9 protein-coding genes and 1 pseudogene are annotated in these 7137 nt (G+C 69.4%); 3 read left to right on the top strand and 7 right to left on the bottom strand.

What is annotated here, in order from left to right; all coding sequences use genetic code 11:
• Together B9G49_RS15225 and B9G49_RS15220 are read left to right on the top strand one after the other, a co-directional pair.
• Positions 1-354 (top strand): His/Gly/Thr/Pro-type tRNA ligase C-terminal domain-containing protein (locus tag B9G49_RS15225; RefSeq protein WP_255376762.1); only part of this gene is annotated, 354 nt, incomplete at its 5' end.
• Positions 355-408: 54 nt separating this feature from the next.
• A complete protein-coding gene (locus tag B9G49_RS15220; RefSeq protein WP_086216938.1) occupies positions 409-1485 on the top strand; it encodes a CNNM domain-containing protein in 1077 nt (358 codons plus the stop codon).
• A gap of 18 nt (positions 1486-1503) precedes the next feature.
• On the opposite strand, the gene B9G49_RS15215 is transcribed toward B9G49_RS15220, so the two are convergent.
• The 5 genes from B9G49_RS15215 to B9G49_RS16595 form a co-directional block, all read right to left on the bottom strand.
• Complete coding sequence (locus B9G49_RS15215) at positions 1504-1917, bottom strand: DoxX family protein (protein WP_049930511.1); 414 nt, start codon at positions 1915-1917, stop codon at positions 1504-1506.
• Positions 1918-2009: 92 nt separating this feature from the next.
• Positions 2010-2828, bottom strand: a complete 819-nt coding sequence (locus B9G49_RS15210; protein ID WP_086216937.1) for a hypothetical protein — start codon at positions 2826-2828, stop codon at positions 2010-2012.
• A 15-nt stretch (positions 2829-2843) separates the two neighbouring features.
• Positions 2844-3437, bottom strand: a complete 594-nt coding sequence (locus B9G49_RS15205; RefSeq protein ID WP_086216936.1) for a DJ-1/PfpI family protein — start codon at positions 3435-3437, stop codon at positions 2844-2846.
• A gap of 113 nt (positions 3438-3550) precedes the next feature.
• Positions 3551-4462, bottom strand: coding sequence for an acyltransferase (locus B9G49_RS15200; RefSeq protein ID WP_086216935.1), 912 nt, complete (start codon positions 4460-4462; stop codon positions 3551-3553).
• 63 nt (positions 4463-4525) lie between these two features.
• Positions 4526-4702 carry a hypothetical protein gene (locus B9G49_RS16595; RefSeq protein WP_155120031.1) on the bottom strand — a complete coding sequence of 59 codons (177 nt, stop codon included), beginning with the start codon at positions 4700-4702 and terminating at the stop codon, positions 4526-4528.
• Positions 4703-4869: 167 nt separating this feature from the next.
• Here B9G49_RS16595 and B9G49_RS15195 point away from each other — a divergent pair, with 167 nt between their 5' ends.
• Positions 4870-5943 carry an aldo/keto reductase gene (locus tag B9G49_RS15195; RefSeq protein ID WP_049930519.1) on the top strand — a complete coding sequence of 358 codons (1074 nt, stop codon included), beginning with the start codon at positions 4870-4872 and terminating at the stop codon, positions 5941-5943.
• A 623-nt stretch (positions 5944-6566) separates the two neighbouring features.
• Here B9G49_RS15195 and B9G49_RS15190 read toward each other — a convergent pair.
• Both B9G49_RS15190 and B9G49_RS15185 read right to left on the bottom strand, forming a co-directional pair.
• On the bottom strand, positions 6567-6962 hold the full coding sequence (locus B9G49_RS15190; RefSeq protein ID WP_049930521.1) for a universal stress protein: 396 nt from the start codon (positions 6960-6962) through the stop codon (positions 6567-6569).
• A 56-nt stretch (positions 6963-7018) separates the two neighbouring features.
• Positions 7019-7137 (bottom strand): annotated as a pseudogene (locus tag B9G49_RS15185) (IS6 family transposase); the annotation flags it as partial.

Here is a 7137-nt window from a genome sequence, read left to right as displayed (position 1 = left end):
ACTCTCAAGCTGCTCTGCCAGCGCGCCGGGGTCTGGCCGGACGAGGAGCTCTCGACCGACTACTACGTGCTCGGCGTGGGCGACACGCGGGGCGAGGCGGCCGCGCTCGCGAGCGACCTCCGCGCGCTCGGCGACGACGTGGTCGTCGAGCAGGACGTCTCCGACCGCTCGTTCGGCGCCCAGCTCGGCTACGCCGACTCGATCAACGCCGAGACGGTCGTGGTCGTCGGCGAGCGCGACTTAGAGAACGGCGAGTACACGGTGAAGGACATGAAAAGCGGCGACGAGACGACGGTGCCTGTCGAGGAGTTCCCGCCCGAGGAGGGGCTCCCGACGTACGAGGACTACGAGTAGGCGCGTCGGTCGCGGCCTGAACCCTTTTCAGGGTCGCACGGGGAACGGGAGACGATGATCCCGCTCGCGACGACGATGCCCCCGACCGAGGTCGCGCTCCGCGTGGCCGCGGGCGTCCTCCTCATCCTGATCAACGCGTACTTCGTGGCGGTCGAGTTCGGCCTGACGCGCCTCCGGCAGTACCCGGAGTCGGAGATGGACACCCCCGGACTGCGGCGCGCCTGGGAGATGACGGACGACCTGGAGTTCTACCTCACCACCTGTCAGGTGTGGATCTCCGGCACGAGCATCGCGCTCGGTATCGTCGCCGAGCCGGGGCTTGCGGCGATCTTCGCGCCGATATTCGAGAACACCGCGCTCGCGTCGGCCGGCGCGGGCTCGCTGTTGGGTTTTTTCCTCATCAACATGGTCCACCTGACTCACGGCGAGCAGACGCCGACGTACCTCGGCGTCGAGCGCTCGAAGCAGGTCGCGAACTACGGCGCTCGGCCGCTGTACTGGTTCGCCTGGAGCATCTCGCCGCTGATCAAGTTCGGCGACTGGGTCGCGAAGGCGACGCTGGGGCTCTTCGGCGTCGAGATGACCGGGTCGTGGACCGAGGCCGAAGGGGAGGTGCTGGAGACGCGCGCGCAGCTCCGCACCCGCCTCGGCTCGATGATGGAAGACATCGAGCTACCGAAGGAACGGCGCGAGGAGATTCTCAACGCGCTCGACGTGGATCGGGTCACCGTCGCGGACGTGATGACGCGGCCCGACGAGATCATCTCGCTGACCACGACGGCGTCGGTCGACGAGAACCTCGACCGGATCCGGGACACCCCGCACACGCGCTTCCCGCTCGTGGGCGAGGACCGGGGCGACTTCGAGGGGATCGTGTACGCCCCCTCGATCGTGAGCCGCTTCGACGCGCTCCGCGACGGCGACCTGACGTTCGCGGACGTCGCGGCCCCCCCGCTGACGGTCTCCCCCGACGCGAGCGTCAGCGACGCCTACGACCGGTTCCAGGCGGAGTCGCAGGAGCTCGCCTTGGTCGTCGCTGACGGCGAGGTCGTCGGCCTGCTCACCGCGACCGACGCCATGGAGGCGGTGATGGGCCAGCTGGAGGACCCGCTGGACGCCGGCGAACTGTAGCGCGCGACACGACTCCGGTCAGTCCTTGTACGCCTCGCGCAGGAACACCAACGCCCCGCCGAGCATCGCGAGGTTGCCGAAGAAGGCGAGCCGCTCGCCGCCCTTGTCGTCCTCGTCGGCGTTCCAGAAGTCGTGCATCGTCGCGGTGACGACGGTCAGGAACGCGACCGCCGCGCCGGTCGCGACCCGCGGGAGCCGCCAGAGCGCGATGCCGACGCCGGCGACGATCATCATGCCGGAGGCGAACGGCGCGGCCACGTCCGGCATCGGAACGCCCGCCGACTCGGCGTACTCGATCGTGTCGTCCATGTCGCGGAAGTCCTCCGAGGCCTGCGCGGCGAGGCCGGCGCCTAGGAGGACGCGCCCGAGCCGCGACGGCGCGCCGCGGCCGGTCGCCTCGTCGCTCGCGTCTGGTGTTTCGTCGTCGCTCATACCGCACACAACGCGGCCGCGCCTCATAAATCGCGGTGGCGGCGGACGCGGCGTCCCGTCGCGCCGCCCCCTCGCGCCGCGTCGGTCGCCCCTCACGCCCGGTCGATCTGCGCCAGCAGCTCCGCGGTCGCCGCCTCGTCGAAGCCCATCGGGCGGCGCCACCAGGGCCCCTTCCCGGAGTCGCTCGACAGGTCGGTGACGATCGGGTTCGCCTCCACCCCTGCGTCGGGCGCACTCAGCGGAACGACCCGGTCGAATCGGCCGGACGCGTCCGGGTCGCCGACCGCGACGACGCGGGCGTCGAACGGGTCCCGCTTCAGGTGCGCGTTGGTCGGCGCCGCCGCGGCGGCGGCGGCGCGGTCGACGACGCCGTCGCCCTCGGCCGGCGAGAGTACGCGCTCGATCCGGATCCCCGCGAAGAGGTACGCGCCCCAGTCGGGGGCGAGGTCGTCGTCGACGGCGACGCCGTGCTCTCGGAGCCACGCGCCGCCGCGGTCGTCCGCGCCCGCGTCGCCGGGGCGCTCGTCGCCCGGTCCGGCCCAGTCGCGCGGCCGCAGCGACAGCGTCGCGTAGAACAGGAGCCGGTCGCCGGGGTCGAGGGTCGCGATACGCCCGGCCTTCACCCCGTGCGGGTCGCCGTACGTCGCGCGCTCGCGGCCGTGGACGCCCGGGAACTCGGGGTCGGCGTGGACGGGCGCCTCGCGCAGGGCCTCCGGGACGGCGAACGGGAGGTCGAGGTCGCCGTAGGTCGGGACCGGCTCGTCGACCGGGGCGCGCCCGCGCGGCAGCGTCGCCGCCGACTCGGGGATCGGGACGTACGCGAAGGAGCCGTCGGGGTAGACGGGCCCCCGGAACCCGGGTTCGTTCGTGTTGGCGGCGACGTTGACCGCGAGGGCGCGAGGGTCCGGCATCGAAAAAGCGCGGGCTCAGTCCGCTGTCGCCGCGGTCGCCTCGTGGTCGATCTCGGTCCCGAGCAGGTCGAGGAACTGTGCGATCCACTCGGGGTGATCGGGCCACGCTTGGCCGGTGACGAGGTTCCCGTCGGTCGTCACGCCGTCGACCCACGAGCAGCCGGCGGCCTCGACCTCCGGCCTGACGGCGGGGTACGCCGTGATCTCGTAGCCGTCGAGGACGCCCGCCGCAGCGAGGATCTGCGGGCCGTGACAGATCGACGCGACGGGCTTGTCCGCCTCGAAGAAGTGCCGCACCGCGTCGAGCACCTCGTCGTAGCCGCGGAGGTACTCGGGGGCGCGCCCGCCGGGAACGACTAAGGCGTCGTAGTCGGCCGGGTCGACCTCGTCGAAGCCGTGCGTGAGCTCGAAGTTGTGCCCGCGCTCCTCCAGGTACGTCTGGTCGCCGCGGAAGTCGTGGATCGCGGTCTTGACCGTCTCGCCGCCCTCCCTGTCCGGACAGACGGCGTGGACCTCGTGGCCGACCGCCTGGAGCGCCTGGTACGGCACCATTATCTCGTAGTCCTCCCCGAAGTCGCCGACGATCATCAGTATCCGTTGTCCTGTCATGTGTGCGACACCACCTCTGTGTACGCGCTGCTGGCCAATAACGATACTGGCGTGAGATATCATACCACGAACAAGCCGCTTTCGATCACCGACGCGTCGGCCGCACGGCGCCCTCAGCGCGGCGGGCTCGGCGGCTGGAGGTCCCGCTGAAACTCGTCGAACTGCTCGAGGTCGTCCGGGAGGTCGTACTCGATCTCGCGGTCGTCCTGGTTGTCGGGGAGCCGGCCGTCCTCGATCTCCTCGGCGGCCTCCTCCCACCCCGGCTTCACGCGGACACTGCGGGCGGGCGATCCGACGACCACGTGATGGGCGGGCACGTCGCCTTGGACCACGGATCGCGCGCCCACGACGCTGTTCTCGCTGACGCGGCAGCCGGCCCGGACCATCGCGTCGTAGGTGACGCGGGCGTCATCCTCGACGATCGTGTGGAAGTTCCGGACCTCGGTCTGGTCGACGATGTCGTGGTCGTGGCTGTAGAGGTGGACGCCGTCGGAGATGGAGGCGCGGTCGCCGATCGTCAGCTTCCCGCGGTCGTCGAGGTGGACGTCGTCGTGGATCACGACGTTGTCGCCCACCTCGATGTTGTGGCCGTAGGTGACGGAGATCCCCTTGAAGAAGCGACAGTCGTCGCCGCACTCGGCGAAGAGGTGGTTGCCGAGCATCTGCCGGAACCGGAGCGCGAACTCGACGTTGTCGGCCATCGGTGTGGCGTCGAACTGGCGCCAGAGCCACTGGAGGTGCTTCGAGCGCTGGAAGCGCTCCTCGTCCTTCTCGGCGTAGTACTCCGACTCCAGCGTCGCGTTACACGGGTCGTACCCCTGGAGGCGCACGCGCTCGGCGCGCGACACCGATTCGCCGCTCTGCCACGCCTCCCACGCCTCCCGGTCGCCGTGGAGGTCGATCAGCACGTCACGGACGACCTCGCAGGTGTCCTCGTCCGAGGAGAGCCGCTCGTCCACCTCGTCGATGAACCCTCGGACCCCGGCCTCGGCGCCGTCGGGCAGGGACACGTGTCGCTTTGTCATCGGCCCTCCTTCGTCGCCATCACTCAAATGGATTCGGTTGTGCGACCACGGCGCCTCAGCCGATCAGTACAGTTCCTCGGCGGCAAATATGCCGACGAGAACGCCCGTGAAGGCGATCACGAACGCCGGGGCGATCGCGGCCCTGCCGAACGAGAGCAACAGCGCGGTGACCGCGACGACGGCGATGATCCCGAGCAGGGCGATCACGGCGTCGAGCCGCCGACGGAGGGAGTCGTCCATGGGTGGTCGACGAGCCGGGATCAAGTAATAGGCGGCGGGACGAGCCGAGACGAGCGAGCGTGATCGCCGCCCGCTCCACCGCCCCGAGACCGACAGCGATCGCCGGCCGTTCCACCGCCCCGAGACCGACCGCGCCCGATAAGTGTCCCGACCACCAACCGGTTGGCATGCAACACCGCGAACTCGGTAACTCGGGCGTCGAGGTCTCGGAGGTCGGCTTCGGCGCGTGGGTCGTCGGCACCGACTGGTGGGGCGACCGCTCGGACGAACAGGCGGTCGGGATGGTCGAGGAGGCGCTCGACGCGGGCGTCACCTACGTCGACACCGGCGACGTGTACGGCCACGGCGACAGCGAGGAGATAATCGGGACGGCGATCGCCGGCCGCCGCGACGAGGTGACGCTGTCGACGAAGATCGGCTACGACTTCTACGACAACCCGCAGGCCGGTCACGGCGAGCTCCCGAAGGAGCTGAACCGTGAGTACCTCACCGAGGCGTTCGAGGCCTCGCTGGACCGCCTCGACACGGACTACGTCGACGTGCTCCAGCTCCACAACGCGAACGTCGACGAGGTGACCCCCGAGGTGCGCGACCTCCTCCGCGAGTGGAAGGCCGACGGGCGCGTCCGCGCGCTCGGCTGGGCGCTCGGCCCCTCGATCGGCTGGCTCGCCGAGGGCGACGCCGCCGTCGAGTACGAGGAGTTCGACGCGGTCCAGACCGTCTTCAACATGTTCGAGCAGGAGCCCGGTCGCCACTTCGTGGACACGATCCGCGAGAGCGGTTCGGACACCTCCGTCATCGCTCGCGTCCCGCACTCCTCCGGCCTGCTGAACGAACAGGTGACGCCCGACACCGTCCTCGAGGACGGCGACCACCGCTCGCACCGCCCGAAGGAGTGGTACGAGACCGGCTGGGAGAAGGTCGACGCGATCCGCTTCCTCGAAGACCCCGACGGTGTTGAGGGGGCGCGCACGATGGCGCAGGCCGCGATCCGCTGGCTGCTCGCGCACGACGAGGTCGCCTCCGTCACCCCGACGTTTCGCGACGGCGCCGACATCGCCGAGTGGAGCGCCGCCGCCGACGTGCCGCCGATCTCCGACGCCGAGTACGAGCGGCTCGACGATCTGTACGCCCGCAACTTCGACATCGACCGCGACGACGGGATGGACGTCCTCCGCACCTCCGTCGACGGCGAAGACATCGAGGCCGCCGGCCTCGACAAGCGCGCCGCGTCGTACTGAGCGGCGACCCCGCGTTCGATCGACGCCGATCGACCCGGCCTCTTCGCCTCGAAACCGCCAGACAGCGCCTTGACACCGTCGCTCAGGACCACTTTCACTCCGGGGCGGCTCGGCCGCGCCGCTGGCGGGTGCGGAAACGGTGGCTCGGTCGAAACCCGTCATCACAAGGGGCTCAGTGGGGGTAACCGACTCGTCATCGCCACCACGGTGCGATCTACTCGCTCGCGGGTATAAACTGATCGCGACGGCCCCCGACGACCGGCGGCTGTGGTCGCGGCGACCGCTCGACCGGGCGCCCGGGCCTGCGACCCGTGAGGAGAGAGCGACCGAAGCGAGCGAGTAGGGCGGAGCGGAAACTGACATGATACTGAGCAACTGTTAATCTACATCCCGCCGTATTGGCGACTGGTGCTGTGCTGGCACAAGTCCCGCGCCGTGCGGGTCGCAGTAGCCCGGCCCCGAACGGTGGGTTCACCGACTCCGAAGGGCGTTCGGTAGGCGGGGCGCATAAAACGCCCCGTCGCGTCGCATGACGGCGAGGACCACATCGAAGCCCCACCCTCCACGAGCGAGCCCCCCCAACGAGCGAGCCTGTCAGCGCGAGCGAAGCAGGGTGAGGTCGGTTACTCGCCCCCGCTACAGACGAGGACCGGTCGTTCGGTGTCGAGGATGACGCTCTGCGTGACGCTGCCGAACAGGACCTTCCCGGTGGGGGTGCGCTTCCGCCCGGCGACGACGATCTGGTCGGCGTCGTACTCGTCGGCGACGTTGAGGATCGCTCGGGCCGCGTCACCGCCGTACCCCTCGGGCGTCACCTCGATCCCGGCGTCTTCGAGTCGCGACCGAGCGACCCGAACTGACTTTACCTGTTCGACGGTGCCCCCCTCCCTGTTCTCGCTGAAGGAGTGAACGAGGACCGCCGTCACGTCGTCCGTCTCCAGCGGCATCGACGCGATCGTCTCGGCTTGCGCGCTGGCCCGGTCCTCGTCCGCGTCGATACCCACGACAAAAGTGAACATGCGACAGTCGTTGCGGCACTCGCATTTGACTGTTTCGGCGGACCGGATGGTAGTGTTCAGATAAGCTGATTCCATGCGAAGGCGAACGATCTCAGCCACTCGTTTGCTGTTTCTGCTTCAGCGTTACTGAAACAGTTTGAGAAACAGATAGTTCTGCGTTTTACCTCACGAAATA

It is taken from the genome of Halorubrum sp. SD683 (assembly GCF_002135045.1).
GTDB lineage: Archaea > Halobacteriota > Halobacteria > Halobacteriales > Haloferacaceae > Halorubrum > Halorubrum ezzemoulense.
The sequence above is the reverse complement of the archived record's forward strand: the minus strand, read 5'-3'. Positions and strand labels throughout refer to the sequence as shown.